Raw genomic sequence first — 26,645 nt, 5'->3', positions numbered from 1 at the left:
GCGTTTTTTTTTGTATGATGGTGCCTCCTTGGGGGAGGGAAGATGCAAACTGCTGTGAATATGTGGCCGCTGCTTGGGGTGGCGGTGATTGTGCTTGGTTTCTTGCTGCGGCTGCATCCGGTGCTGGTGGTGGTGGCGGCGTGCTTTACAACAGGCTTTGCGGCTTATATGCCGGTGGAGGCGCTGCTTGCCTCGCTTGGTACTGCGTTCGTCAAGACGCGCAATTTGCCGATGATTTATCTGCTGCCGCTGGCGGCAATTGGGTTGCTGGAGCGGTTTGGTTTGCGCGAGCATGCGCAGGCGGCAATTGCGCGGGTGCGGTCGGCGACTACGGGGCGGTTGCTGATCGTTTATCTGGCGGTGCGGGAGTTGTCGGCTGCTATGGGGCTGACTTCGCTGGGCGGGCATCCTTCAATGGTGCGGCCGGTGGTGGCGCCGATGGCCGAAGGCGCGGCGGAGTCGCAGCTCGGCGCGCAGGGCAGGGAACTGGGCGAGGAACAACGTTACCGCATCCGCGCGATGGCGGCGGCGACTGACAATGTCGGCCTGTTCTTCGGCGAGGATATCTTCGTGGCCTTCGGCACGATTGTGCTGATGCAGACCGTGCTGCGCGCAGAAGGGATCGAGGTCGATCCGCTGCATATGGCGCTGTGGGGCATCCCGACTGCGATCTGCGCGTTCATCATCCACGCCTGGCGCTTGAACCGGCTGGACGGCTATCTGAGCAGGAGCGCCGCATGATTGTCCGCGTTGAATATTTCTATTACCTATTGGGCGTCATGCTGGCATTGGTGGCGCTGATGTCGTTCGCGGACCGCAGCAACCCGCGTCGCTGGACGACGGGTATGTTCTGGGCGCTGTACGCGACTGTCTATCTGGCCGGCGAGCGGCTGCCGCCGGCGATGGTGGGGCTGGCGATGATTGTGATGGCGCTGCTGGCAGGCTTTGGTGGCGTCCGCAGCGGCAAGCCGGACGTGTTGACGGACGAGGCGCGCCGCGCCAGTGCCGCGCGGCTTGGACATCGGCTATTCATCCCGGCCCTGGTGATTCCGGCGGTGACGATGACCGGTGCCACGCTCATGAAAGATGTCCGCCTGGGCGAACTGTTCGTGCTGGACCAGAAACACCTCACGCTGGTAAGCCTTGGCTGCGCCGCCGTGGTGGCGGTGGCCGTGGCGTGCTGGCTGACGCGCGCCACGCCACTGCAAGCCGGGCGTGAGGCACGCCGGCTGGTCGATGCCATGAGCTGGGCGCTGGTGCTGCCGCATATGCTGGCGGTGCTTGGCCTCTTGTTCAGCGAAGCCGGTGTCGGCAAGGCCGTAGCGCAGGTCGCCGGCGGCCTGGTTGGGGCGGATTCGAAGCTGGCGGCGGTGGCGCTGTACTGCATCGGCATGGCGGTGTTCACCATCGTGATGGGCAATGGTTTCGCCGCCTTTCCTGTGATGGCGGCCGGCGTAGGTGTGCCGGTGCTGGTGACGCAATACGGCGGCAATCCGGCGGTGATGGCGGCAATCGGCATGTTCAGCGCGTATTGCGGTACCCTGATGACGCCGATGGCGGCCAATTTCAACATCATCCCGGCGGCGCTGCTTGACCTGCCGGACCGGAATGCCGTGATCAAGGCGCAAATCCCGACGGCCTTGCCGCTGCTGGGCGCGAATATTGTGTTGCTTTACTTCCTGCTATGAAAACAGTGCTGCTGACTGGCTTTGAGCCGTTTAACAAGGAACCGATCAATCCCGCGTGGGAGGCGGTGCGGGCGCTGGATGGCTGGCAGGAGGGCGGGTCTCGTGTCATCGCACGCCAGCTGCCTTGCGTGTTTGGCGATGCCAATGCCGCCATGAGCGCGCTGCTGGACGAGCTGCAGCCGGCGCTGGTGATCGCTGTCGGCCAGGCTGGCGGCCGCGTGGATTTGTCGGTGGAGCGGGTGGCGATCAATGTCGATGATGCGCCGATCAAGGACAACGCGGACCAGCAGCTGGTGGACGCGCCGATTGTGCCGGGCGGGCCGGCGGCGTATTTCTCCACGTTGCCGATCAAGGCGATTGTCGCGGCGCTGCGGGCCGCCGGACTGCCTGCATCGGTGTCGCAGACGGCAGGCACTTTTGTCTGCAACCACGTATTTTACGGCTTGATGCATGCGCTGGCGGCGCGGACCGATGTGCGCGGCGGCTTTATCCACATCCCCTACCTGCCGGAGCAGGCGGCACGCCATCCGGGCGCGGCCAGCATGTCGCTGGCGCAGATGGTTGAGGGCTTGCGGGTCGCGGTCCGCACTGCGCTGGCGACGGACCGCGACGCGGTCGTCGCCGCAGGGGCAACCCACTAAGCGCTTGGCGGGCGCAGGATGTTGAGGAAGGCGCGCACCACCGGCGCGTCGTCCAGCGTGGTGTATGTGATGTACAGGTTGGCCGACGGCGCATTGGTGCGGATTGGCAGGAATACCACGCCCGGCCAGCCGATACGCGCAGTGGTCTCGGGCATCAAGGTCACACCGAGGCCGGCGCCAACCATGGCCAGCAACGTCTGCGGCTCATGCGCTTCCTGGAAAATCTCCGGCTGGAAGCCAGCATTCACGCAGCACTGGATCAGGTAGCGCGGGAAGGCCGACTTGTCGAGAGCCAGCGTCAGCATCGGCTCGTCGGCAATATCCATCAGCTCAATCGCATCCATCTTCGCCAGCGGGTGATGTTCATTCACCGCTACGCACACGTTCTCGCGGAAGCACAGCTCCTGCTTCAGGTTATCGCGCCGCAGTTCATCGTCATCCAGCTTCGGCTCACGCCAGAAGCCGACGTCGATCTGTTTGGCGCGCAGCGCGTCGTACTGCACCGTCGGACCGGATTCGTGGATGGTCCACGTTACGCGCGGATACTTGCTCTGGAACTCTTCCAGCATGGAGGGAATCGGTCCCCACATCGCCGAGCCCACGATACCCACGCGCAGGCGGCCCACTTCGCCGCGGTCGATCTGGCGCACGGTGTCGATGGTCATGCGCATCTTCGCCAGCAGGTCGGAGGCCTCCTGCATCAGCGCCTTGCCGGCCACGGTCAATTCGAAGGTGCGGGTGGTGCGGGCGAACAGCTTTACGCCCAGCTCCGCCTCCAGCTTCATGATCTGCTGCGACAGCGGCGGCTGCGAGATGTGCAGGCGTTCGGCCGCGCGGCTGAAGCTCTTCTCTTCAGCCACGGCGAGGAAGTACTTTAACTGTTTCAGGTCGATGGACATGGATGCTCCTGCAGCGCACGCGCCAGGGCGGCGCCGACACGCGCGTTGTTCTTAACCAGTGCGATATTCGTCATCAGGCTGCGGCCTTCGGTCAGGGTCTTGATGCGGGCCAGCAGGAACGGCGTCACCTTCTTGCCGGTGACGCCGTTCTGCTCCGCTTCCTGCAGCGCGCGCACCGTGATGGCGTCGATTTCTTCCTTCGGCATGGCGTCCGCCACGGGCACCGGTGCCGACACGACGACGCCGCCATTCAGGCCCAGCGCCCACTTGGTGGAAATGAAGGAGGCCTGTTCAACCGCCGTATCCAGCTGGAAGTCGGCATTGAAGCCGCTCTCGCGGGTAAAGAAAGCCGGGAAGCCTGGTTGGCCAACCGACACCACCGGTACGCCGTGCGTCTCCAGGTATTCCAGCGTCAGGCCGATATCGAGGATCGACTTCACGCCTGCGCACACCACGGCTACGTTGGTCTGCGCCAGCTCCTGCAGGTCAGCCGAGATATCCATGCTGGTCTCGGCGCCGCGGTGCACGCCGCCGATGCCGCCGGTGACGAATACCTTGATGCCCGCCAGATGCGCGCAGATCATGGTCGCGGCCACCGTGGTGGCGCCCAGTTTGCCCTGCGACAGCACGTAGGCCAGGTCGCGGCGGGACACCTTGATCGCGTCCGGCGAGTTGCCCAGTTCTTCCAGCTGCGCATCGGTCAGGCCGATGCAGATCTTGCCGCCGATGATGGCGATAGTGGCCGGCACCGCGCCCGCGTCGCGGATGATCTGTTCAACCTCGCGTGCGGTCTGCACGTTTTGCGGGTAAGGCATGCCGTGCGAAATGATGGTCGATTCCAGCGCCACGATCGGCTTGCCGGTGGCCTGCGCATTGGCGACTTCCGGCGAGAGGGACAGGAAATGGTGCATGGTTTTACTCCTCGATTTGTGCAGCTGCGAGCACGTCGGCGCTCAGCTCGGGCGATACGGTGTGGGGGCTGGCCAGCGTAATGGCGGCGGCTTTCAAACCGCGCTCGCAGGCCAGGGTCAGATATCCAGGGTCTTGCAGCAGCGACCAGACCACGGCGGCCGAGAAGGCATCGCCGGCGCCGGTCACGTCGACCACTTGCGCGTCGTGCGCAGGCTGCCAGTGCAGGGCTTCGCCCAGGGTGTGATAGACGCCGCTGGCGCCGCAGGTGACGATGATGTCCTGCGCACCGTCGGCTTGCAGCTCGTGGCAGGCCGCCTGCACATCGGCTTCGGTCGGCAGGGCGCGGCCGGCGCGGGTTTCCAATTCGCCGCGGTTCAGGATCAGCAGCGACAGGCCGTTCAAGTCCTTCGGCAGGCGCGCCATCTTCGGCTGCGACACGGCGACCACCACCAGCGGCACGCCGGATGCGTGGGCATCGGCCAGCAGCATGGCCACCGATTCCAGCGGCAGGTTCAGGTCCGCCACCACCATGCCGGCGGAATTGCGCTGCGGCTGGCGGCTGGCGACCCAACCGGGTGTAAGCTGGTCGAAAATGGCCATATCGGCCAGCGCCACCACCATTTCGCCGGAAGCGTCCAGCACGGCGGTATAGGTGCCGCTGCCGATGCCGTTGACCTGCAAGCTGCCTTCCATGCCGATGCCGGCCGCTTCCACCTGGGCGCGCAGGGCGCGGCCGGAGGAGTCGTCGCCGAGGGCGGTCAGCAGGGAGCAGGGCAGGCCGAGCTGGGCCAGGTTGGCGGCGATATTGCGTGCCACGCCGCCAAAACTTTCCTCAGCGCAAGCCGGGTTGGAGGTGGCCATTTGCAGGGGGGCGTGCGGGCGCAGTTTGCGGTCGAGGCAGGCGGCGCCGATGCACAGCACAGTGCGTTCATTGCGCAACACATAGGCGCGGCCCAGCAGCTTGCGCTCGCGGATCAGGCTGGCGATATGGCCGGCCACGGCAGAACGCGACAGGGCGAGCTGCTCCGCCAGCTCTTGCTGGGAAATAAAGGGGTTGGCGCGGATCAGCTCGTACAGCTGTTCCTTGCGGGAGAGATCGCTCACGAAAAGCTCGCTATAAACATTTGTTTGCGATGCTAAACATTTGTCCGATGTGTGTCAAACGGAAGTCGCTCCTATAATAAACCTAGATTTATATCTAGAGCATATAAATAATAAAGAAAAATGGTATTTGCCATACATATAGACCATGATGCATAGTGTCGTGGTACGTTCAGAGGCCTGTTCTGGCCAGCTCACCTAAAGATTAGAAAAACGAGGAACTTCATGTCTTCCAATACCCCATTCCAGGCAGCCGCCATCATCCGTGCCCGTATGCCGGCCAATTTCCAGCCACGCGTGGCGATGATCCTGGGCTCCGGCCTGGGCGTGCTGGCTGAACAGATGTCCGATGCCGTGTCGATCAGCTTTGACGAGCTGCCAGGCTTCCCGATCTCCACCGTGCACGGCCATGCTGGCCAGCTGGTGATGGGTACGCTGGCAGGTGTGCAGGTGGTGTGCCTGAAGGGCCGCGGCCACTTCTACGAAGGCTACGGTCCTGCGGTGATGACTTCCGCTGTGCGCACCATCAAGCTGCTGGGCTGCGAGATGCTGTTCGTGACCAATGCGGCAGGTTCGCTGCGCACCGAGTGCGACGCTGGTTCGCTGGTGGCGCTGAACGACCATATCAACTTCCTGCCAGGTACCCCGATGGTGGGCCCGAACGACGAACGTTTCGGTCCGCGCTTCTTCTCGATGGCCAATGCCTACGATGCGGACCTGCGCAAGCTGCTGCAAGCTACCGCTGCCGACAAGTCGATCACCCTGCATGAAGGCGTGTACATCGCGTACCCAGGCCCGAACTTCGAGACTCCGGCGGAAATCCGCGCGTTCAAGACCCTGGGGGCTGACGTGGTCGGTATGTCGGTGGTGCCGGAAGTGGTGTCGGCGCGCCACTGCGGTTTGAAGGTGGTGGGCGTTTCCGTCATTACCAACCTGGCTGAAGGCCTGTCGCCGTTCCCGCTGTCGCATGAGCAGACCCTGAAGTACGCTGCGATTGGTGCGGAATCGCTGATCAAGCTGATCCTGGCGTTCCTGGAGAACGTGGCCAAGACGCCTAAGGCTTAAACCGGTAAACCTGGGTCAGGCACAAGTGCCTGACCCGCATACGTGACCGCCGCCGGCCGGGTCTGACCCTTGGGTCAGACCCAGATTTCCGGGTTTGATAGAGAGGCACCCATGTCCCGCGCATTTATCCTGTTGTTAGACTCCTTCGGCCTCGGCGCAACGCCGGATGCCGTCAAATACGGCGACCAGGCCTGCAACACCTTTGGCAGCATCGCCAAATGGGCGGCCAGCGAAGGCAAGCCGATGTCCCTGCCCACCATGGAAAAACTCGGCCTGGCCGCTGCCGCGCACACTGCGTGCGGCGAGTGGGCCGCCGGCTTTAACCAGCGCGAGGGCTTCACCGGCGCCTACGGTGCGGCGCGCGAGCAATCCACCGGCAAGGACACCCAATCCGGCCACTGGGAAATCGCCGGCGTGCCGGTGCTGTTCGACTGGGGCTACTTCCCGAAAGAATTCCCGTCGTTCCCGAAAGAGCTGACCGACAAGCTGCAGGAACTGACCGGCGTGCCGGGCTTCCTGGGCAACTGCCACGCTTCGGGCACCACCATCATCAATGAGCTGGGCGACGAGCACGTCGCGACCGGCAAGCCTATCCTGTACACCTCCGCCGACTCCGTGCTGCAGATCGCATGCCACGAGGAGCACTTTGGCCTGGAGCGCCTGTACGATATGTGCGAAAAAGCGTATGAGCTGGTCAAGCCATACAACATCGGCCGCATCATCGCCCGTCCATTCCTGGGCGCGAACGGCGACTACAAGCGCACCGCCAACCGCCATGACTACGCCGTGCCGCCAAGCGCGCCCACCCTGCTGGACCACGTGAAGAACGAAGGCGGCGAGGTGATCGCACTGGGCAAGATCAGCGATATCTACGCGGCGCAAGGCGTGAGCCGCGTGCTGAAAGGCCCGGACAATATGGCGCTGTTCGACAAGCTGCTGGAAGTGCAGCGCGAAGCGGGCGACAAGTCGCTGACCTTCGTCAACTTCGTCGACTTCGACATGCATTTCGGCCACCGCCGCGATGTCGCCGGCTACTCCAACGCGCTGCACGAAATGGATGCGCGCCTGCCGGAATTCATCGCCAACCTGAAGGATGGCGACCTGTGCGTGATCACCGCCGACCACGGCTGCGATCCAACCGCGCCAGGCTCCGACCATACCCGTGAACATATTCCTGTGCTGTTCTTCGGCCCGAACGTCAAGCCGCAGTCGCTTGGTATCTCGGAGACGTTCTCCGACATCGGCCAGACCATCGCGCATCACCTGGGCGTGAAACCTCTTTCCAACGGAACCAACCTCCTATGACCACCATCGAGAACTTCAAGCGCAACGAGGCTATCGGCCTCGATTTGGGCTGGCTGAATCACATCCACGTGAACAAGGCCGCCGCGGACCGCCGCGCAGCGTCGCTGGCCAACCGCCGCACCGTCAAGAAAGAGTACCAGGCTGCCTGGCTGGTGAAGGCGATCGAACTGATCGACCTGACCACCCTGGCCGGCGATGACACCCCGGGCCGCGTCGAGCGCCTGTGCATGAAGGCCATGCGCCCGCTGCGCCAGGACCTGGTGGAGGCGCTGGGCCTGCAGGACCGCAAGCTGATGACCGGCGCGGTCTGCGTGTACCACGAAATGATCCAGCACGCCGACGCCGTGCTGAAGGGCCGCCTGCCTATCGCGGCAGTGTCGACCGGCTTCCCGGCTGGCCTGACCAGCATGGAAACCAAGGTGCGCGAAGTTGAACTGTCGGTGGCCGCCGGCGCCAAAGAGATCGACATCGTGATCACCCGCCAGCACGTCCTGACCGGCAACTGGCAAGCGCTGTACGATGAAATGCTGGCTTACCGCAAGGCTTGCGGCGAAGCGCACGTGAAGGCCATCCTGGCAACCGGCGACCTGGTGACGCTGGAAAACGTGGCGAAGGCATCGTGGGTCTGCATGATGGCAGGCGCCGATTTCATCAAGACCTCGACCGGCAAGGAAGGCGTCAACGCCACCATCCCAGTGTCGCTGGTGATGGTGCGCGCGATCCGCGAATACTACGAGCGTACCGGCTTCAAGGTGGGCTACAAGCCTGCGGGCGGCGTGGGCACTGCAAAGGCCGCGCTGCAGTACATGACCGTGATGAAGGAAGAGCTGGGCAATGAATGGCTGGAGCCGCACCTGTTCCGTATCGGTGCTTCCTCGCTGCTGACCGACATCGAGCGCCAGCTGGAGCACCACGTGACCGGCGCTTACTCCGCCGCCCATCGCCACGCGCAACCATAAGAAGACACCGCCATGCCAACTATTAACGAGATCCTCAACACCATGGACTACGGCCCTGCACCAGAAAGCCAGAAAGAAGCGCAAGCGTGGCTGGAGCAGCGCTCCCGCAAATTCGGCCTGTTTATCGACAACCAGTGGACCGAGCCTGGCGAAACCTTCGCCTGCTATAACCCGGCTGACGGTTCGCAACTGGCTGAACTGACCCAGGCGACTGCTGTCGACGTGGCGCGTGCCGTCACCGCTGCGCGCAAGGCGCTGCCGGGCTGGCAGGCACTGGGCGGCCATGGCCGCGCCAAGATCATGTACGCGATCGCACGCCTGATGCAAAAGCACGCGCGCCTGTTCGCCGTGCTGGAAACCCTGGACAACGGCAAGACCATCCGCGAAACCCGCGACGCCGACCTGCCGCTGGTGGCGCGCCACTTCTACTACCACGCTGGCTGGGCCCAGCTGCTGGACGAAGAATTCCCGGGCCACCGCGCCGTGGGCGTGGTCGGCCAGATCGTGCCGTGGAACTTCCCGCTGCTGATGCTGGCATGGAAGATCGCTCCTGCGCTGGCCGCCGGTAACACCATCGTCTTCAAGCCGGCTGAATTCACGCCGCTGACCGCGATGCTGTTCGCCGATATCTGCGTGCAGGCTGGCGTGCCGGCCGGCGTTGTGAACATCGTGACCGGCGACGGCCGCACTGGTGAAGCCATCGTCGGCCACCAGGGCATCGACAAGCTGGCCTTTACCGGTTCCACCGAAGTGGGCCGCATCATCCGCGAAGCCACCGCCGGCACCGGCAAGAAGCTGTCGCTGGAACTGGGCGGCAAGTCGCCGTTCATCGTCTTCGAAGACGCCGACCTGGATGCGGCGGTGGAAGGCCTGGTCGATTCGATCTGGTTCAACCAGGGCCAGGTTTGCTGCGCCGGTTCGCGCCTGCTGGTGCAGGAATCCGTGCAGGAGCGCTTCCTGAAGAAGCTGAAAGCGCGCATGGACAACCTGCGCCTGGGTTCCCCGCTGGACAAGTCGATGGACATCGGCGCCCTGGTGGACCCGATCCAGCGTCAGCGCATCGCCGGCCTGGTGGATTCCGCCCGCGCCGAAGGCTGCGAGGTGTACCAGCCAGCCGGCTGCGAACTGCCAGCCGCCGGCTCGTGGTTCCCGCCAACCCTGATCACCGGCGCCTCGACTTCCGCCGCCGTGGCGCAGGCTGAAATCTTTGGCCCGGTGCTGGTGGCGATGAGCTTCCGTACTCCGGCTGAAGCGGTTCAGCTGGCCAACAACACCGTGTACGGCCTGGCTTCCTGCGTGTGGACCGAGAACATCTCGCTGGCGCTGGATATGGCGCCGCAGATCAAGGCTGGCGTGGTGTGGATTAACACCGCCAACCAGTTCGACGCCGCTTGCGGTTTCGGCGGCTACAAGGAATCCGGCTACGGCCGTGAAGGCGGCCGCGAAGGCATGTTCGAGTACCTGGTGCCAGTGTCGGAAGATGCGCGTCCAGCAGCTCCTACCTTCAAGAAGCCAGCCAAGCCGGATGGCGAGTTCACTCCACCGGCTGACCCGTTCGCAGTGGACCGTACCGCCAAGCTGTACATCGGCGGCAAACAGGCCCGCCCTGACGGCGCCTACTCGCGTGCCATCCACGGCGCCGACGGCAAGTTCCTGGGCGAGGTGGGCGAGGGTAACCGCAAGGACATCCGTAACGCGGTTGAAGCTGCGCACAAGGCGACCGGCTGGACCAAGGCGACTGCGCACAACCGCGCACAGGTGCTGTACTACATCGCCGAGAACCTGGCTGCCCGTGGCTCCGAGTTTGCTGAGCGTATCGCTGCGCAGACCGGCACCAAGAACGCCGAGAAGGAAGTCCAGGCTTCCATCGAGCGCCTGTTCTACTGGGCGGCATGGGCTGACAAATACGACGGCCTGGCACACCAGCCGCCAATGCACGGTATCACCGTGGCGCTGAATGAGGCGATTGGCGTGATTGGTATCGTGTGCCCGAACGAGAACCCGCTGCTGGGCTTCATCTCGCTGGTGGCTCCTGCAATCGCGGTGGGTAACCGTGTGGTGGCTGTGCCTTCCGAGGCGTATCCGCTGTCGGCGACCGACCTGTACCAGGTGTTCGATACTTCGGACCTGCCGGGCGGTGTGGTGAATATCGTGACCGGTTCGGCTGATGAGCTGGCGCGTACCCTGGCGTCGCACTCGGATGTGGATGCGATCTGGCGCCACGACGGTTCGGCTGCCGGCTGCGCGGAAGTGGAGAAGCTGTCGGCTGGTTCGCTGAAGCGTACCTGGACTGGCGGCGCCAAGGGCCGTGACTGGTTCTCGACTGCGCAGGCGGGTGGCCGCGTTGTGCTGGCGCATGCGTCGCAGGTTAAGAATATCTGGATCCCTTACGGCGTCTAAAACCTGTAAACCGGTACCTGACCCGCAGGGTCAGGTACCAGGCCAGCGGCCGCCGGGTTACCGGTTTGGAAGCAAGAACAATGGGGCTGCAATCGCAGCCCTAATTACCTAAAAGAGATAAGAAATGTTCCTCCCCCAGGAAATCATCCGTAAAAAACGCGACGGCGGCCAATTGACGAAAGAAGAAATCCAATTCTTCGTCAAAGGCATCACCGACAACAGCGTCAGCGAAGGCCAGATTGCCGCGCTGGCGATGGCGGTCTACTTCAACGACATGTCCATGGACGAACGTGTGGCGTTCACCCTGGCCATGCGCGATTCCGGCGAAGTGCTGGAATGGAAATCCCTGAACTTGCCAGGCCCGGTGATGGACAAGCACTCCACCGGTGGCGTGGGCGACGTGGTATCCCTGATGCTCGGCCCGATGATCGCGGCCTGCGGCGGTTTCGTGCCGATGATTTCCGGCCGTGGCCTGGGCCACACCGGCGGCACGCTGGACAAGTTCGATTCCATCCCTGGCTATTCCACCGTGCCGACCAACGAGAAGTTCCGCGAAGTGGTGAAGAACGTGGGCGTGGCCATCATCGGCCAGACCTCCTCGCTGGCGCCGTCGGACAAGCGTTTCTATTCGATCCGCGACGTCACCGCGACCGTGGAATCGGTGGCGATGATCACCGGCTCCATCCTGTCCAAGAAGCTGGCCGCTGGCCTGGACGTGCTGGCGATGGACGTGAAGGCCGGTTCCGGCGCCTTCATGCCGACCTATGAAAAGTCGGTCGAACTGGCCGAGTCCATCGTCAAGGTGGGCAATGGCGCGGGCACGCTGACCTCGGCGCTGTTGACCGATATGAATGAATCGCTGTCGCCATGGGCCGGCAATGCGCTGGAAGTGCGCGGAGCGATTGATTACCTGACCGGTAAGTTCCGTCCTGCGCGCCTGCACGAAGTCACCATGGCGCTGTGCGCCGAGATGCTGGTGATGGGTAAGCTGGCTGCCAACGAAACCGAAGCCCGCGCCAAGCTGCAGCACGCGCTGGATTCGGGCGAGGCGGCGGAACGCTTCTCGCGCATGGTGACTGCGCTGGGCGGTCCTGCCGACCTGGTGGAGAACATGGACAAGCATCTGGAGAAGGCGCCGATCGTGGTGCCGGTGCCGGCGCTGCGCGCGGGTTACGCTGCTTCGACCGTTTGCCGCGATATCGGGCTGGCGGTGGTGTCGCTGGGTGGCGGACGTCGTCGTCCGACCGATGCGATTGACTTCGCTGTTGGCCTGACTGACCTGGTGGAGCTGGGGCAGCCGATCCAGGCGGGCCAGCCGCTGGCTATGGTGCATGCACGTACACAGGCGGCTGCGGAGCAGGCGGTGCGCGAGGTGCAGGCTGCCTACACCATCGCTGACGCCGCGCCTGCGGCTAACCCGATTGTTTATCGCACTATTCGCCCTTAAACCCGGAAAGGCTGGGTCAGACCCAGATTTACCGGGTTTGGAGAACATATGAACAACGACCAACTGATCAACGAAGCCAAGGCCGCCCGCCTGAAAGCCTACACGCCTTACTCCAACTTCAAGGTCGGCGCTGCGCTGCTGACCAAGGACGGCAAAATCTTCCACGGCTGTAACGTGGAAAACGCCAGCTATGGCCTGTGCAACTGCGCCGAACGCACCGCCTTCTTCAGCGCCATCGCGCAAGGCTACAAGCCGGGCGATTTCGACAAACTGGCAGTCGTGGGCGAAACCGACGCCCCCATCGCCCCATGCGGCGCATGCCGACAGGTCACGCTCGAACTCGGCGGCAACCAGCTGCCTGTAGTGCTGGCCAACCTGAACGGCGACACCCGCGAAACCACGGCAGCCGAACTGCTGCCTGAAGCCTTTGGCGGCTGGGACCTGAAGAAGTAACGTGAAAAAGGCCATCGACGTTCAAACGGCCGTCGCCATCGCGGCGTCCGAAGCCATTGCAGCGAAAACCCAGGGTACCTTCGGTGTCGGCGGCGTCATGCTCGACGCCAGCGGCACCGTGCTCAAGGCGCTGCACAACAACGTCATCAAGCATGGCCTGATTTTCGACCCCACCGCGCACGGCGAACGCCAGCTGGTTGACTGGTATTTCGCCGAACGCGCCAAAGGCCGCGAATTGCCGCCGCCCGAGGAATGCACCATCGTCACTTCGCTCGACCCGTGCTGCATGTGCACCGGCGCCATGCTCGCCGCAGGCTTCAACGTGGTGGTCGCAGCGCCGGACGGCAAGGCCGGCATCAACTACAACGGTTCCGCCTTCTTCCCATCGCTGCCGGCAGCGTTGCAGCCGAAGGCGGAAGCCACCTTCGCCTATCCCGCCGTGCTGGGCACGTCCTCGTACGCACGGCGCGGGGCAGGGACGGCACCGAAGCCATTCTTCATCGGCAAAACCATCGCCGAACCGACGCAGGCGCTTTGCTCGCTGGTATTCGAGGCCACCTCGGCCAATGTGATGGACTTGTTCAATATCGATCCGCCGCAGCAGGAGCTGAAAGATCCAGCCACGCTGCCGGAAGACCATTACATCATCCGCGCCCTGAAGCGCGCCTTCCCGGATGCGCTGACCTACCGCTGCGAACCGCGCAAGCCGGACGCCGGCCTGGCGCCCTACCTGCAGCAAGCCATGGCGCGCGACAAGGCGCAAGGCGGCAAGGGGGAGGCGGTGGCGCTGCTGGATTCCTTCGGCAACCTGCTGCTGTGTTGCCACGGCCGCCAGCATAGTTCGATCATCCGCACCGCCTTCATGGAATGCACGCGCGCCTATGCGCAGCTGCGCTACAAGCTGATGGAAGGCGCCGATGCGGAAACGCAGTGCGAGGTGCGCCATTACCTCGGCCACCCGAAAGACGGTACATTCGTATTCGCCGTCGGCCCGGACGAAAGCGCGCTGAGTTTCATGGCGCTGGGCGCCTATGGCTCGACGATGGAAGGCGCGCTGCCGCACAATAATCCGGCGCAATTCCAGTATGTGCGCCCAGGCATGCCGGAGCAGGCGCTGCACGAGCTGTGCAGCCACCTGCCGCCGCTTTACCGCAACCTGATCAAGATCCGCCCAAGCCAGGTGGCCGACGCCGCCCTGGTGGCCGCAATCAGCTGAGCATATTGGCGTCGCGCGCCAGCTGCCATTGGCCGGCGGCGTTCTTGCGGAACACCGACAGCACCCGTCCCGCTTTATGCATGCTGGCGCCAACCGCCAGCGGCGTAATTTCCACGCGCAGCTGCGTGGTGCAGTAGGCGAGGCTGCCGCTGACTTCCACCTGCTCGACGTCGGCGTGGGAGTCGACGCGGTGCGAGGCGAGCACGGCGCGCAGGCCGGTTTCAAACGCGGCGCGGCCGCGCATGACCGGCTGGCCGGGTACGTAGAACTCCACGTCTTCCGCCATCAGCGGCAGGATGCGTTCGACTTCGCCGGCCAGGGTGGCGCGCGTCCACTCCGCGACCAGGTCGCGGATTGCCTGTTCATCGCTCATTCACGCTCCCTCGAAAGAAGCGCTGGCATCGGTTTGCATCATGCCGAAGATATTGCCGTCCGGGTCTTTGGCGTAAGCCAGCCAGCCGACGCCGGGCACCGGCATTTTCGGCACGGCGACCACGCCTTTCAGTTCCTTGAGTTGTTCCAGCGATCTGTCGAGGTTTTCCACGTCGACGGTGCAGACAAAGGCGTTGACGGAGGCGCCTTCTTCAGGACGCGGGCCGCGGCGCGGCAGCAGGCCGCCGTTGATGCCGGGCGCGCCGACCTCGCCGGTACCGACCAGCCAGTAGTCGCCGCCTTCCCATTTGGAAAAGCTCCAGTCGAACATCTTGCCGTAAAAGTCGATCAGGGCCTGTGGCTCGCTGGCCTGGATTTCAAAGTGAACGGTGCGTCCCATTATTGCTCCCAAGGGTCATATGTACCTATGCTCCATATATGCCCTTCAGGATCGCGGCAGGTGAAACCACGGCCGCCATAATCTTCATCCTGCAAGGGCATCTCGATCGGCGCCCCGGCTTGCACGCAGCGGGCGTGCACTTCGTCGGCGTCGTTGACGACCAGGTAGGCGCTTTGCGTGACTGCCATCCCAATCTGGGAGGGCTGCTTGAGCAGGCGGCCGTAATCGGTGTCGAAAATGGAGCTTAGCATGACCATGCCATTACCGTAGGAAAGTTGGGCATGGGCGATGGTGCCGTCTTCATTAGGCACCACGAGCGATGCCTTGAAGCCGAGTGTATTGCACAACCATGTGATGGCGGCAGGCGCGTCGCGGTAGCGCAGGCAGGGCAGGATAGTCGCGCGCGTAGCCTTTGGTATCGTCATCGTTCTCTCCCTGAAAACGCAGCGTAGTCAGGACAATATAGACTAGCACCGTACAGGGAGCAAGCGAGCGCGGGCGGGCTACATTTGCTGGAATAAATGGGTATTTCCGCGACTGACTTCCAGTTCTTCCGTGGAGTTTCGCACACGCACCATCTGGCGTCCGCGCAGGTCGCGCGTGACTTCGGCAATCGCGTCGACGCGTACCAGTGTGGAGCGGTGGATGCGCCAGAATTCGTTCGGGTCGAGCTCGTCTTCCAGCTCTTTCAGGGTCTTGCGGATCAGGAATTCGCCTTGCGCCGTCTGCACGCGCGTATATTTCTCGTCGGCGCGGAAGAACAACACTTCCTTGGTCGAGATCATGCGCAGGCTGTTGCCGACCTGGGCCTGGATCCAGTGCAGGTACTCTGGCTGCGGCGCTGCTCCGGCAGTACTGCCCGCGCTGCGGCCGGTCTGCTGCAGCAGCTGGCTCAGCTGGCGTTCGATATTGTTTGGCGACTTGCCGAGGCGGCCTTGCAGGCGGGTGCAGGTGGTCTTCAGGCGATCCAGGTTCACCGGTTTCAGCAGGTAATCCAGCGCGCCCTGTTCGAAGGCTTCAATCGCGTACTGGTCGTAGGCGGTGATGAAGACGATGTGGCAGCGGTTGAACAGCATGCGCGCCGCTTCGATGCCGCTCAGGCCTGGCATGCGGATGTCGAGGAAGACGATGTCCGGCTGGTGCTGGCCGGCCAGCGCGATGGCTTCGATGCCGTTGGCGGCTTCCGCCACGATGTCCAGCTCCGGCCAGGCCTCGTGCAGGCGCTTGCGCAGCATGTCGCGCATGGGTTCTTCGTCGTCGGCAATGATGGCGGTGGCGATTGGTTGAGTCATGGCTTAAGGCTTGGCAAAAATATCCGGTGCGAATGGAACGCGGATCGAGGCGCGGCAGCCGCCGTCCATCGGCTGCTCGATCAGCAGCTGGGCGCGCGTGCCGTACATCAGCTTCAGGCGTTCGCGTACATTGTTCAGGCCCACACCGTCGCCGGCATAGGCGTTGAAACCGACGCCGTCGTCCTGCACATCGACCTGCAGCATATTGCCGTCCACGCTAGCGCGGATGTCGATGCGGCCACCTTCGATCTTCGGCTCCAGGCCATGCTTGATCGAATTCTCGATCAGGATTTGCAGCATCATCGGCGGGAAGGTGGCGCTTTCCAGTTCCGGCGGCACATCCAGCGACACCGACAGGCGCGACTTCATGCGGGCCTGCATGATGGCCAGGTAGGAGCGTGCCATCTGGATCTGGCGGCCCACGGTGCCGTTGCCGCGCGAACGCATCTGGGGCAGGGTGGCGCGCAGGTATTCGATCAGGTGGGTGTGGATCTTGGCCGCTTCCGGCGGATCGGTTTCGATCAGCTGGCCGATCAGGGCCAGGGTGTTGAACAGGAAGTGCGGTTCCACCTGCGCTTGCAGGGCCGACATCTGGGCTTCCACCAGGCGGCGCTCCAGGCTTTCGTTACCGGCCTGGGTGGCGGCCTTGCGCGCTTCGATTTCGGCTTTGCGTTTGCCGCCGGCCAGGATTTTCAGGCCGGCCGACAGCAGCATGAAGAATGCTGCCTGCTCGGGGTGGATGGCGGGCGTGCACGCCAGCAGGAAGGCCAGTATCCACGTGACAACCAGTTGGCGCAAAGGCACTTGCGCCAGCCAGTCGAAAAAGTCCCACCACAAGCTGCTGGCGGTTTCGCCAATCTCCCCGATGAAGGAGAGCACGTTGCGTGCTTTGTTACCCATGTTGCTTCTTATCCCCGAATACATTGATGGCCAGCTTGACGATCAGTGCTGCAATGAACAGGGTGATCACCAGCGGCAGGATGGTAAGGAACAGCGCGATCACCACGCACATGGCGATGATGGCCGGCCAGGACATATGGTCCAGCGTGCGTACGAAGTGGCGGCCGATGCCGATGAAGGCGTGCCACACTTCTTTAACGGTTTCCTTGGCGCTTTTGTTGATGGTTTTCATCATGTCCTCCTTGCGTTTCGATGGTGCAACTGTACCCCTGCGCTTGGCAACAGGGGAGGGCTATCCGACGAACTGCGCGGTAGGGCGGATGACTTGCTGCGTAGGTGGATGAATGGCTAGCGCGCCGCCAGCCAGTCCGAGCGCAGCAGGCCGAAAAAGTCGGTATCGCAGATCTCGCCGTTGATGATCCAGCGTTCGCGCATATGGCCTTCGTGTACAAAATGCAAGCTTTTCAGCAGCTTGGCGGAGGCGGTATTGCGCGGGTCGATATCGGCCTCGATACGGTGCAGGCGCAGCACGCGGAAGGCGTGGTCGATCAGGGCCGACATGGCTTCCTGCATATAGCCTTTGCCCCAGAACTCGCGGCCCAGCATATAGCCGATATCGCAGCGCCGGTTCTGACGGCTGAAGGCGTACAGGTTGATCACGCCGGCCAACTGGCCGTCCACCTGCACGCCCATGCGCAGCAGGTCGCCGCTTTCATAGCCGGCAAAGGCGGCGGAAATATAGTCGGCCGCCTGCTGCTGGTTGTCCCAGGGTGCGCTGCTCCAGTAGCGCATCGCTTCCGGATCGGAAAACAGCTTGAAAATGGCGGGGGCGTCGTCAACAGTCAGCGAACGCAATTCCAGGCGTTTGGCGGACAGGGTAAATGGTGCAAATGCCGGCATATCAACTCACTAGTAAGTGGATTTTCATTCTATCAAATGATAGATTGGCAATGTTCACCACTTACGTAGGAGCCTGGCATGCAACTTGGCGTATTTTCCCTCAGCCTGAATGTGAAAGACATCAAAGCTTCGCGCGAGTTTTACGAGAAACTCGGCTTCAAGGACTTTGGCGGGAATATCGAGCAGAACTGGCTGATCATGAAAAACGACAGCGAACAGATCATCGGACTGTTCCAGGGCATGATCGAAAAGAACACGCTGACTTTCAATCCGGGCTGGGACAGCAATGCCCAGGTAGTGCCCGGCTATACCGATGTGCGCCAGCTGCAACGCCAGCTGGAAGAACGCGGCATTGCGCTGGCGGCGCGCGCCGACGAGTCCACCTCCGGGCCGGCCTACATTATCGCCGTCGACCCGGACGGTAACCCGATCCTGATTGACCAGCATATCTGATGGCCCCGGCCATCCTGCTCCTGCTGGCGCTTTCCGCTGCCCAGCCGGTGGAATACGAGCGCGAAGGCGGCAGTGGCACGCTGACCATTTCGCCCGGCGCCAACGGTGTGAAGAAATTCGGCATCTCCGCCTTCGGCGCGAATGCGCATTCCTGCGAGTTGGGCGGTACCATCAAGGGCAATGTCGGCCGCGTGTACGAGAACGAACCGGGACAGCCCGAATGCCTGATCAATTTCGCGCAACAAGGCGGTGCGATCGAGGTAACCGCCCAATCGATGGAAGCGTGCAGCAGCATGTGCGGCGCGCGCGCAACATTCGAAGGAAAATACCTGCTGCCGCCGCCAGCCTGCACGCCGGGCGCCAACAAGGCGGCGAAAGCCGGCTTCCTTGAGCTGTACAGGGCGAAACAATACCAGCAGGCATTTGATACGCTCAACAACTGGTTCGCACAGTGCGCGAACTTGCAGCATTGGATGGAGGCGGATCGCACCCGCAACGACCTGGCGATTACCCTGTACCATATGAAGCAGCCGTCGGCCTGCCTGGCCACGCTGTCCAGGACTTACGCGGCTGAAATGAAGTCGATGAAAGCGGTCGAAGCGGAGCTGGCTCCTTTGGATTACGAAGCTTACGCCAGTACCGCCAAGGCTACCTTCCACAACCTTAAAATTTGCAGCAAATGAAGATCCGCATAGCCATCATCGCAACATCGCTGACGCTAGGCGCGATGAGCGCCTTTGCCGTGTCGCCCGCTGAAAAGCTGGCGCAGCAGGCCGATGCCTGGGACAAGGCCATCATCAACAAGGACCGCGCGGCGATTGCCGCCAATATGGCGGAAGACTTCCGCCAGATCAGCGGGACCGGGGGCGTGGCCGGCAAGGCCGCCTTCCTGGAGTTCATCACATCGCCCAAGCTGGTTATCCATCCTTATGGCGTGGAGGACCTGGATGTGCGCTTTTACGGCGAGGTAGCCCTGGTCAGCGGCCGCACGCGCATGACGGGCAGCTATGACGGCAAGCCTTTCAGCAGCCATTACCGCTATGTGGACGTTTATGTGCGCAAGGACGGCCAGTGGCGGGTGGCCAGCGTGCAGATCACACCCGTGCAGGAGTGAACCATGAGCGACCGGCTGGATCTTCCCCAATCTAAGCTGGTCGCCCTGCTGGACGCCCAGCTGGAGCTGGCCCGTATCGGCCCGGCGTTCGGCAACCTGATGGATTGCGCGGTACAGAAGGCCGCCCAGCTCACCGGTGCCGATGGTGCGGTGATTGAACTGCTGGAAGGCACGGAAGTGGTCTACCGCGCGGCCTGCGGCCTGGCCGAAGCGCAACTGGGTTTGCGCATGCAGGTCAAGGGCAGCCTGTCGGGCCTTGTACTGACGACGCGGCAGGCGGCCACCTGCACCGATTCCGAAACCGACGAACGCGTCAACCGCGAGGCCTGCCGCCGCGTCGGTTTGCGTTCGATGGCGATCATGCCGCTGCTGTTTGGCGACCAGTCGGGCGGGGTGCTGAAGCTGGCCTGGCGCGCGCCGCGTCCTTTCGACCAGGACGAAGTGCCGGTAGGGCAGGCGATCGCCGATATGACGGCGGCCATGATGTTCCACGCCTCCCAGGAAGGCGCCAGTGTCCTGCAGCGCAAGGTGACGCAGGACCCGGCGACCGGCCTGGCCAACCGTTCATCGTTCTACGAAAAGCTGCGCGTGCGGCTGGATGATGCGATCGTGCGTGGTGGCCATGTGGGCGTGATGGTGGCGCGGGTCAAGCCATGGCGCAGCGAAGTGATGGTGGAACTGGCGCGGCGCTTTGCGCAGGAATGCCGCGAGGGCGACGTGCTGGCGCGCTTGGGTGGCGATGAATTCGGCGTGATCCTCAGTGTGGCGGCGCGGCGCAGCGTGGTGCAGAGCCAGGTGCTGCGCTTCCGCCAGACGGCGGGCTCGCAGGCGGTGCTGCTGCCGGGCGGGGAGAAAATCGAACCGGTGCTGCAATTCGGCAGCGCACTTTATCCGGAGGATGGCGCCGGCATTTCCGATTTGCTGGCTAGGGCGCGCGAGCCGGGACCAGCGTGATGGAGGCCAGCACCATCTGCACGATGGTGTCTTCGGCGGCGGCGAAATCGTCCGCGCCGAGCTCGTCGCGGCCGAGTACCAGCCGCATTTGCGCTTCAAAGTCGGCGTAAGACTGCGTCATCGCCCAGATGGCGAACAGCAGGTGGGTGGCGTTGATGGCTGCGATACGGCCTTCCGCGATCCAGCGCTCGAACACCTCGATATCGCGCCGGACCAGCGGCACCACGCGCTCGCGGATCTTGTCGCCATACAGCGGCGCGCCGCTGATCACTTCCATCGCGTACACGCGCGACGCCAGCGGATGTTCGCGCGAGAACGCCAGCTTGGCGCGGATATAGGCGCGCAGCACTTCGGCCGGTGCGCCATCCGGCTCGGCGATATTGGCCATGCGCGCCAGCCATTCATCCAGCACATCGTCCAGCACGCGCTGGTAGAGCACCTGCTTGCTGGGGAAGTAGTACATCAGGTTTTGCTTGGAGAGCCCGACGTTGTCGGCGATGGTGGCGACGGAGGCGCCTTCGTAGCCGCTTTCGGCAAACACGCGCACGGCTTCGGTGACGATGTCCGCCTCCAGCCGGTCGCGGTTCATTTCGCGGCGCAGTTTAGCTGATGCCATGTTCTCTCCTGATGGCCTGCAGGAAGTTGCGCAGCTGCGGGCTGTCCGAATAGGCGACGTTGAAGCGGAACCAGACCGACGGCGCTGGCCGCAGCTGGAAGAATTCACCGGGCGCGAGCAGGATGCCAGCTTTCAGCGCCTGGTCGGCCACGGTCTTGCCGTTGAATTCCGGCGTCGGCGCATGCTGCCAGCCGGCGCTGACGAACATGCCGCCGCGCGGGCGGGCAATCGGTGTCATGCCGGCTGTCGCCAGAAGCTCGGTGGTGCGCTCGCGGCCTTCCGCCAGTTGCCCGACCAGGCGTTCCACCATGCGCTTGTAGGGGCGGGCGGTGATGGCGTGGTAGGCGGCGCGTTCATTGACTTCCGAGGTGGTGAGGCCGGCCAGCATCTTCACCCGCACCAGCTCCGGCAGCAGCGAGGCGGAGGCGCAGATGGAGCCGACGCGCAGCACCGGCGACAGGGTCTTGGAAAAACTGCCGACGCGGATCACGCGGCGCAGGCCGTCCATCGCCGCCAGCGAGGCTTCGCCGCGCGCCGTGAGCTCGCGGTAGATGTCGTCCTCCACCAGCCAGAAGTCGAACTGTTCGGCAAAGCCCAGCAGGCGGTGGGCCTGGGCTTGCGACAGGCTGGTGCCGAGGGGATTCTGCAACACGGTGTTGACGAACATGAGCTTGGGCTGGGTTTCCCTGGCCTGCGCGGCGAGGAAGTCCATGTCCAGGCCATGCTCGCCGCGCGGGATGCCGATGGCGTGGCAGCCGTGGTGGCGGATCAGCGACAGCAGGTTGCTGTACACCGGGTCTTCCACGAACACGGTGTCGCCCGGTTTGGTCAGCGTGCGCAGGATCAGGTCGAAGGCGTGGGTGGCGCCGTGCGTCAGCAGGATCTGTTCGGATTCGACGGCGAACAGTTCCTCGCTCAAGGTGCTGGCCATGTACTGGCGCAGGCCGGGGAAGCCAAGCGGGTGGCCGTAGCCGCGCAGGCGGTTGGCGGGAATGCGCATGGCGTGGCGCACGGCGTCGAGGATGGTGTCTTCGCCATACCACTCGGGCGGCAGCCAGCCGGCGCCGACCGGCAGCGCTTCGGAAGCGCCGGAATACAGTTCGGGGGTAAGGGCGTCGACCGCCGCTGGGCCGGCCACCATGGCGGGCGTCGCAAGCAGCGCGGGAACGTCGTGGCGTGCAACAAAATAGCCGGAACCGCGGCGTGATGACAACAGTCCGAGCGTGACCAGGCGGTCGTAAGCCTCGACAACTGTAAAGGTGCTGATGCCATTACACTTCGCGAACTGACGCACGGAAGGCATTTTCGTGCCCACGCGCAACTCGCGGCTGGCGACCATCGCACTGATCGCATCCACGATTTTTTCCACCAGGCTGCCCTTGGTCGCGCGCTCGATGGTCAATTCTGGCCAGACTGGATTCGGCATGTGGGCCTTCTAAAACTGTACTGTTTTTGCTACCTGTACGGTTGGAGCGTTTCCGCTTACGTGTATATGTGCCATAGTTAACTTGCTGTCTATTATTGCATCATGATTTTGCCAACTGGTAAAGTTTTTTGAGCATCGTAAAAACCCACCGAGGGAGATAGCAAATGAACGAAGCGCGGCCACAATCGCTGTCATCATTCTGGATGCCGTTCACGAATAACCGGGACTTCAAGGCCAATCCGCGCCTGCTGGTCTCCGCCGAAGGCGTCTACTATAAAGACGTCGACGGCAACCAGGTGCTCGATGGCACCGCCGGCCTGTGGTGCGTGCCTTGCGGCCACCGCCAGCCGAAGATCGTCGCGGCGGTCAGCGAAATGGTCGGCCAGCTCGACTTCGCACCGACCTTCCAGATGGGCCACCCGGCCGCCTTCGACCTGGCCGAAAAGCTGATGGAATACACCAACCATCGCTTCGGCCACGTCTTCTACACCAACTCCGGCTCCGAAGCAGTGGACACCGCGCTGAAGATCGCGCTGGCCTACCACAAGGCGCGCGGCGAAGCTTCCCGCACCCGCCTGATCGGGCGCGAGCGCGCCTACCACGGCGTCGGTTTCGGCGGCATTTCGGTCGGCGGTATCGCCGGCAACCGCAAGCCTTACGGCGTGATGCTGCCGGGCGTGGACCACCTGCCGCACACCCACAATATCGAGAAGAATGCCTATACGCGCGGCGAACCTGAATACGGCGCCCACCTGGCCGACGAACTGGAACGCATCGTTGCGTTGCACGACGCCTCCACCATCGCCGCCGTGATCGTGGAACCGGTGGCCGGCTCCACCGGCGTGCTGGTGCCGCCTAAGGGCTACCTGAAACGCCTGCGCGAGCTGTGCACCAAATACGGCATCCTGCTGATCTTCGATGAAGTGATCACCGGCTTCGGCCGCCTGACTACACCGTTCGCCACCGACTACTTCGATGTCGAACCGGACATGATGACCACCGCCAAAGGCCTGACCAACGGCACCATCCCGATGGGCGCGGTGTTCAGCAAGAAGTTCATCCACGACGCCTTCATGGATGCCCCGGCCGGTATTGAGCTGTTCCATGGCTATACCTATACCGGCCACCCGGTGGCCTGCGCCGCCTCGCTGGCCACGCTGGAGGTGTTCAAGGAGCAGAAGCTGCTGGACCACGCCAAGGAGATCCAGCCGTATTGGGAAGATGCGGTGCATTCGCTGAAAGGTATGCCGCACGTGATCGACATCCGCACCATTGGCCTGGTCGCCGGCATCGAGCTGGCGCCGCGCCCCGGTGCGCCAGGAGCGCGCGCCTACGCCGCGTTCAAGAAGGCTTTCGCGGATGGAGTCTTGATCCGCGTTACCGGCGACATCATCGCGCTGTCGCCACCGCTCACCTTTGAGAAGAAGCACGTCGACGAATTGTTCGGGAAGCTCGGGAAGGTGTTGAAAGAACTAGACTAGAGGAGACAAACCATGTTGGTAGGCGTACCGAAGGAAATCAAGAATCAGGAATCGCGCGTTGGCCTTACCCCGGCCAGCGTAAAGGAACTGACACTCCGCGGGCACCAGGTGATGGTGCAACACAACGCGGGCGCTGCAATCGGTCTGACCGACGAAATGTACCTCGGCTCCGGCGCGACCATCGCCGCCACGGCGGAAGAGATCTTCGCCAAGGCGGAAATGATCGTCAAAGTGAAGGAGCCGCAGCCCCAGGAATGCGCCATGCTGCGCGAGAACCAGATCCTGTACACCTACCTGCACCTGGCTCCCGACCCCGAGCAGACCAAGGCACTGGTCGAATCCGGCGCCGTCTGCATTGCGTATGAAACCATCACCGGCGCAAACGGCGGCTTGCCGCTGCTGGCGCCGATGAGCGAAGTGGCGGGCCGCATGTCGATCCAGGCCGGCGCCGCCCATCTTGAAAAATCCAAAGGCGGCATGGGCCTGCTGCTGGGCGGCGTGCCCGGCGTGGCGCCAGGCCATGTGGCGATTATCGGCGCAGGCGTAGTCGGCACCAATGCCATGCAGATCGCCGTCGGCATGGGCGCCCGCGTTACGGTGCTGGACAAGAATGTGGACCGCCTGCGCCAGCTGGACCTGGTGTACGGCAACCGCATCCAGACCATCTACTCCAACGCCTACACCGTCGACGACGCGGTGATGGATGCAGACCTGGTGATCGGCGGGGTGCTGATTCCCGGCGCCGCCGCGCCGAAGCTGGTGACCAAAGCCATGGTGTCGCGCATGAAACCCGGCTCTGTCGTGGTGGACGTGGCGATCGACCAGGGCGGCTGCTTTGAAACCTCGCACGCCACCACCCACGAGAATCCGACATTCGTGGTGGATGGCGTAGTGCACTACTGCGTCGCCAATATGCCGGGCGCCGTGGCGCGCACTTCGACCTTTGCGCTGAATAACGCCACCATCGGCCACGCTGTTGCGCTGGCCGACAAGGGCTGGGCCAAGGCCATGAAGGCCAACCCGCATCTGCGCAATGGCCTCAATGTCTGCCAGGGGCAAGTCACCTATGAAGCGGTGGCGCGCGACCTTGGCTATAACTACGTGCCGGCGGAGTCGCTGCTGGCGTAACCCTTAGAGCCTTATATGAGCAATCTCGATACCATCACCCACTTTATCAATGGCGCCAAGGTCGATACGGCCAGCGGGCGCTATGGCGACGTCTTCAACCCTGCGCTGGGCGAGCCGGTGGCACGCGTGGCGCTGGGCACGGCGGAGGAGGTGGACGCCGCCGTGCGCGCCGCCGAAGCAGCCTTCCCATCCTGGTCCAATACGCCGCCGCTGACGCGGGCGCGCGTGCTGTTCAAATACCTGGAGCTGTGCCACCAGCACACGGACGAATTCGCCGCCATGCTGACGCGCGAGCACGGCAAGACCTTCGCCGACGCCAAGGGTGAAGTGGCGCGTGGTATCGAGATGGTGGAATTCGCGGTCGGCATCCCGCAGATGATGAAGGGCGAGTACACCGACCAGATTGCGCGCGGCATCGATGCCTGGTCGATGCGCATGCCGCTCGGTGTGGTGGCCGGCATCACGCCGTTCAACTTCCCGGTGATGGTGCCGATGTGGATGTTCCCCATCGCTATCGCCTGCGGCAATACCTTCATCCTCAAGCCTTCCGAGCGCGACCCATCGCCATCGCTGCTGCATGCGCGGCTGCTGAAGGAGGCGGGCCTGCCGGACGGCGTCTTCAACGTGGTGCAGGGCGACAAGGTCGCGGTGGATGCGCTGCTCGACCACCCGGTGATCCAGGCGGTCAGCTTCGTCGGCTCGACGCCGATTGCGGAATACATTTATTCGCGCGGTTCGCAGCACGGCAAGCGTGTGCAAGCGCTGGGCGGCGCCAAGAACCATATGGTCGTGATGCCGGATGCCGACATGGAGATGGCGGTTGATGCGCTGATGGGCGCGGCCTTCGGTTCGGCCGGTGAACGCTGCATGGCGATCTCCGTCGTGGCAGCGGTGGGCGATGCCGGCGACAAGCTGCTGGGCGCACTGAAGGAACGCACCGCCGCGCTGAAAGTACGCGACGGCATGGCGTCCGACGCCGAGATGGGCCCGGTGGTGACCGCCGCCGCCAAGCAGCGCATCGAGCGCCTGATCGGTGAAGGCGTGGAGCAGGGCGCCACCCTGGTGGTGGATGGCCGCGATTACCGCGTGGCGGACCGCCCGAACGGCTTCTTCATCGGCGGCACGCTGTTCGACCACGTGACGCCGGACATGACCATCTACAAGGAAGAAATCTTCGGCCCCGTGCTGTGCATGGTGCGCCTGCCGGATGTCGCGACGGCAGTGGACTTGATCAACAAGAACGAATACGGCAACGGCGTTGCGGTCTTTACCCGCGATGGCGGCGTGGCGCGCGAGTTCGTGCGCCAGATCCAGGTCGGCATGGTGGGCGTGAACGTGCCGCTGCCGGTGCCGATGGCATTCAACAGTTTCGGCGGGTGGAAGCGCAGCTTGTTCGGCGACCACCATGCCTATGGCCCGGAGGGTGTGCGTTTCTACACCCGCCACAAGGCCGTGATGGAGCGCTGGCCAAATACCGCAAGTGCCGGCGCGCAGTTTGCTTTCCCACAAATGAAGTGAGGATG

At 63.4% G+C, this 26,645-nt stretch carries 29 protein-coding genes; 17 read left to right on the top strand and 12 right to left on the bottom strand.

What is annotated here, in order from left to right; genetic code table 11:
- Positions 1-42 precede the first annotated feature (42 nt).
- From AAHE99_RS03265 to pcp, 3 genes are read left to right on the top strand one after another with little or no spacing between them, the layout of a single operon-like run.
- Positions 43-741 carry a DUF969 domain-containing protein gene (locus AAHE99_RS03265; RefSeq protein WP_342114367.1) on the top strand — a complete coding sequence of 233 codons (699 nt, stop codon included), beginning with the start codon at positions 43-45 and terminating at the stop codon, positions 739-741.
- Positions 738-1,688 carry a DUF979 domain-containing protein gene (locus AAHE99_RS03260; RefSeq protein WP_342114365.1) on the top strand — a complete coding sequence of 317 codons (951 nt, stop codon included), beginning with the start codon at positions 738-740 and terminating at the stop codon, positions 1,686-1,688. Before AAHE99_RS03265 ends, AAHE99_RS03260 begins: the two co-directional genes overlap by 4 nt.
- The gene (gene pcp, locus AAHE99_RS03255; protein WP_342114363.1) at positions 1,685-2,329 is read left to right on the top strand and encodes a pyroglutamyl-peptidase I; all 645 of its coding nucleotides are present in this window, start codon (positions 1,685-1,687) and stop codon (positions 2,327-2,329) included. Before AAHE99_RS03260 ends, pcp begins: the two co-directional genes overlap by 4 nt.
- Here pcp and AAHE99_RS03250 read toward each other — a convergent pair.
- The 3 genes from AAHE99_RS03250 to AAHE99_RS03240 are packed head-to-tail and all read right to left on the bottom strand — an operon-like array spanning position 2,326 to position 5,244.
- Positions 2,326-3,228, bottom strand: coding sequence for a LysR family transcriptional regulator (locus AAHE99_RS03250; protein ID WP_342114361.1), 903 nt, complete (start codon positions 3,226-3,228; stop codon positions 2,326-2,328). The genes pcp and AAHE99_RS03250 overlap by 4 nt on opposite strands.
- Positions 3,213-4,139, bottom strand: a complete 927-nt coding sequence (locus tag AAHE99_RS03245; RefSeq protein ID WP_342114359.1) for a pseudouridine-5'-phosphate glycosidase — start codon at positions 4,137-4,139, stop codon at positions 3,213-3,215. The genes AAHE99_RS03250 and AAHE99_RS03245 overlap by 16 nt, the downstream gene beginning before the upstream one ends.
- Positions 4,140-4,143: 4 nt before the next feature.
- The gene (locus AAHE99_RS03240; RefSeq protein WP_342114357.1) at positions 4,144-5,244 is read right to left on the bottom strand and encodes a carbohydrate kinase; all 1,101 of its coding nucleotides are present in this window, start codon (positions 5,242-5,244) and stop codon (positions 4,144-4,146) included.
- A gap of 222 nt (positions 5,245-5,466) precedes the next feature.
- Between AAHE99_RS03240 and xapA the strand changes: the two genes are divergently transcribed.
- The 7 genes from xapA (at position 5,467) to AAHE99_RS03205 (ending at position 14,086) form a co-directional block, all read left to right on the top strand.
- Positions 5,467-6,306 carry a xanthosine phosphorylase gene (xapA, locus tag AAHE99_RS03235; protein ID WP_342114355.1) on the top strand — a complete coding sequence of 280 codons (840 nt, stop codon included), beginning with the start codon at positions 5,467-5,469 and terminating at the stop codon, positions 6,304-6,306.
- 111 nt (positions 6,307-6,417) lie between these two features.
- A complete protein-coding gene (locus AAHE99_RS03230) occupies positions 6,418-7,611 on the top strand; it encodes a phosphopentomutase (protein WP_342114352.1) in 1,194 nt (397 codons plus the stop codon).
- Positions 7,608-8,570 carry a deoxyribose-phosphate aldolase gene (gene deoC, locus AAHE99_RS03225; RefSeq protein WP_342114350.1) on the top strand — a complete coding sequence of 321 codons (963 nt, stop codon included), beginning with the start codon at positions 7,608-7,610 and terminating at the stop codon, positions 8,568-8,570. Before AAHE99_RS03230 ends, deoC begins: the two co-directional genes overlap by 4 nt.
- 12 nt (positions 8,571-8,582) lie before the next feature.
- Positions 8,583-10,970, top strand: coding sequence for an aldehyde dehydrogenase family protein (locus AAHE99_RS03220; RefSeq protein ID WP_446728885.1), 2,388 nt, complete (start codon positions 8,583-8,585; stop codon positions 10,968-10,970).
- 124 nt (positions 10,971-11,094) lie between these two features.
- Positions 11,095-12,417, top strand: a complete 1,323-nt coding sequence (deoA, locus tag AAHE99_RS03215; protein WP_342114348.1) for a thymidine phosphorylase — start codon at positions 11,095-11,097, stop codon at positions 12,415-12,417.
- Between the two features lie 48 nt (positions 12,418-12,465).
- The gene (locus AAHE99_RS03210; protein ID WP_342114346.1) at positions 12,466-12,870 is read left to right on the top strand and encodes a cytidine deaminase; all 405 of its coding nucleotides are present in this window, start codon (positions 12,466-12,468) and stop codon (positions 12,868-12,870) included.
- A 1-nt stretch (position 12,871) separates the two neighbouring features.
- Entirely contained in the window at positions 12,872-14,086 is a 1,215-nt protein-coding gene (locus AAHE99_RS03205; RefSeq protein ID WP_342114344.1) for a nucleoside deaminase, read from the top strand.
- On the opposite strand, the gene AAHE99_RS03200 is transcribed toward AAHE99_RS03205, so the two are convergent.
- The 7 genes from AAHE99_RS03200 to AAHE99_RS03170 all read right to left on the bottom strand — a co-directional run bounded on the left by AAHE99_RS03200 (position 14,079) and on the right by AAHE99_RS03170 (position 17,950).
- Positions 14,079-14,459, bottom strand: coding sequence for a YybH family protein (locus AAHE99_RS03200; RefSeq protein WP_342114342.1), 381 nt, complete (start codon positions 14,457-14,459; stop codon positions 14,079-14,081). The two genes, AAHE99_RS03205 and AAHE99_RS03200, sit on opposite strands and share 8 nt — an antisense overlap.
- The gene (locus tag AAHE99_RS03195; protein WP_342114340.1) at positions 14,460-14,858 is read right to left on the bottom strand and encodes a VOC family protein; all 399 of its coding nucleotides are present in this window, start codon (positions 14,856-14,858) and stop codon (positions 14,460-14,462) included.
- Positions 14,858-15,283, bottom strand: coding sequence for a VOC family protein (locus tag AAHE99_RS03190; protein ID WP_342114338.1), 426 nt, complete (start codon positions 15,281-15,283; stop codon positions 14,858-14,860). Before AAHE99_RS03190 ends, AAHE99_RS03195 begins: the two co-directional genes overlap by 1 nt.
- A gap of 78 nt (positions 15,284-15,361) precedes the next feature.
- Positions 15,362-16,150, bottom strand: a complete 789-nt coding sequence (locus AAHE99_RS03185; RefSeq protein WP_342114336.1) for a LytR/AlgR family response regulator transcription factor — start codon at positions 16,148-16,150, stop codon at positions 15,362-15,364.
- Positions 16,151-16,153: 3 nt separating this feature from the next.
- Entirely contained in the window at positions 16,154-17,050 is an 897-nt protein-coding gene (locus AAHE99_RS03180; RefSeq protein ID WP_342114335.1) for a sensor histidine kinase, read from the bottom strand.
- Entirely contained in the window at positions 17,043-17,285 is a 243-nt protein-coding gene (locus AAHE99_RS03175; protein ID WP_342114333.1) for a hypothetical protein, read from the bottom strand. Before AAHE99_RS03175 ends, AAHE99_RS03180 begins: the two co-directional genes overlap by 8 nt.
- A gap of 113 nt (positions 17,286-17,398) precedes the next feature.
- Complete coding sequence (locus AAHE99_RS03170) at positions 17,399-17,950, bottom strand: GNAT family N-acetyltransferase (RefSeq protein ID WP_342114331.1); 552 nt, start codon at positions 17,948-17,950, stop codon at positions 17,399-17,401.
- A gap of 78 nt (positions 17,951-18,028) precedes the next feature.
- On the opposite strand from AAHE99_RS03170, the gene AAHE99_RS03165 reads away from it, so the two are divergent.
- Genes AAHE99_RS03165 through AAHE99_RS03150 form a run of 4 tightly spaced genes read left to right on the top strand, consistent with a single transcriptional unit; the run spans position 18,029 to position 20,471 of the window.
- Entirely contained in the window at positions 18,029-18,403 is a 375-nt protein-coding gene (locus AAHE99_RS03165; protein WP_342114329.1) for a VOC family protein, read from the top strand.
- Entirely contained in the window at positions 18,403-19,086 is a 684-nt protein-coding gene (locus AAHE99_RS03160) for a hypothetical protein (RefSeq protein ID WP_342114327.1), read from the top strand. The genes AAHE99_RS03165 and AAHE99_RS03160 overlap by 1 nt, the downstream gene beginning before the upstream one ends.
- Positions 19,083-19,517: a nuclear transport factor 2 family protein gene (locus tag AAHE99_RS03155; protein WP_342114325.1), complete on the top strand. Its 435-nt coding sequence runs from the start codon at positions 19,083-19,085 to the stop codon at positions 19,515-19,517. The genes AAHE99_RS03160 and AAHE99_RS03155 overlap by 4 nt, the downstream gene beginning before the upstream one ends.
- Positions 19,518-19,520: 3 nt before the next feature.
- Positions 19,521-20,471: a diguanylate cyclase domain-containing protein gene (locus AAHE99_RS03150; RefSeq protein ID WP_342114323.1), complete on the top strand. Its 951-nt coding sequence runs from the start codon at positions 19,521-19,523 to the stop codon at positions 20,469-20,471.
- Here AAHE99_RS03150 and AAHE99_RS03145 read toward each other — a convergent pair.
- Both AAHE99_RS03145 and AAHE99_RS03140 read right to left on the bottom strand, forming a co-directional pair.
- A complete protein-coding gene (locus AAHE99_RS03145; protein ID WP_342114321.1) occupies positions 20,443-21,087 on the bottom strand; it encodes a TetR/AcrR family transcriptional regulator in 645 nt (214 codons plus the stop codon). The two genes, AAHE99_RS03150 and AAHE99_RS03145, sit on opposite strands and share 29 nt — an antisense overlap.
- Complete coding sequence (locus tag AAHE99_RS03140) at positions 21,074-22,513, bottom strand: aminotransferase-like domain-containing protein (protein ID WP_342114319.1); 1,440 nt, start codon at positions 22,511-22,513, stop codon at positions 21,074-21,076. The genes AAHE99_RS03145 and AAHE99_RS03140 overlap by 14 nt, the downstream gene beginning before the upstream one ends.
- 164 nt (positions 22,514-22,677) lie before the next feature.
- Here AAHE99_RS03140 and AAHE99_RS03135 point away from each other — a divergent pair, with 164 nt between their 5' ends.
- From AAHE99_RS03135 to AAHE99_RS03125, 3 genes are read left to right on the top strand one after another with little or no spacing between them, the layout of a single operon-like run.
- The gene (locus AAHE99_RS03135) at positions 22,678-23,994 is read left to right on the top strand and encodes an aspartate aminotransferase family protein (protein WP_342114317.1); all 1,317 of its coding nucleotides are present in this window, start codon (positions 22,678-22,680) and stop codon (positions 23,992-23,994) included.
- Positions 23,995-24,006: 12 nt separating this feature from the next.
- A complete protein-coding gene (ald, locus tag AAHE99_RS03130; RefSeq protein WP_342114315.1) occupies positions 24,007-25,122 on the top strand; it encodes an alanine dehydrogenase in 1,116 nt (371 codons plus the stop codon).
- A 15-nt stretch (positions 25,123-25,137) separates the two neighbouring features.
- The gene (locus AAHE99_RS03125) at positions 25,138-26,640 is read left to right on the top strand and encodes a CoA-acylating methylmalonate-semialdehyde dehydrogenase (protein WP_342114313.1); all 1,503 of its coding nucleotides are present in this window, start codon (positions 25,138-25,140) and stop codon (positions 26,638-26,640) included.
- Positions 26,641-26,645 lie beyond the last annotated feature (5 nt).

It is taken from the genome of Pseudoduganella sp. OTU4001, assembly GCF_038440195.1.
Taxonomy (GTDB): domain Bacteria; phylum Pseudomonadota; class Gammaproteobacteria; order Burkholderiales; family Burkholderiaceae_D; genus Rugamonas.
This window is presented reverse-complemented; position numbering and strand designations above follow the sequence as displayed.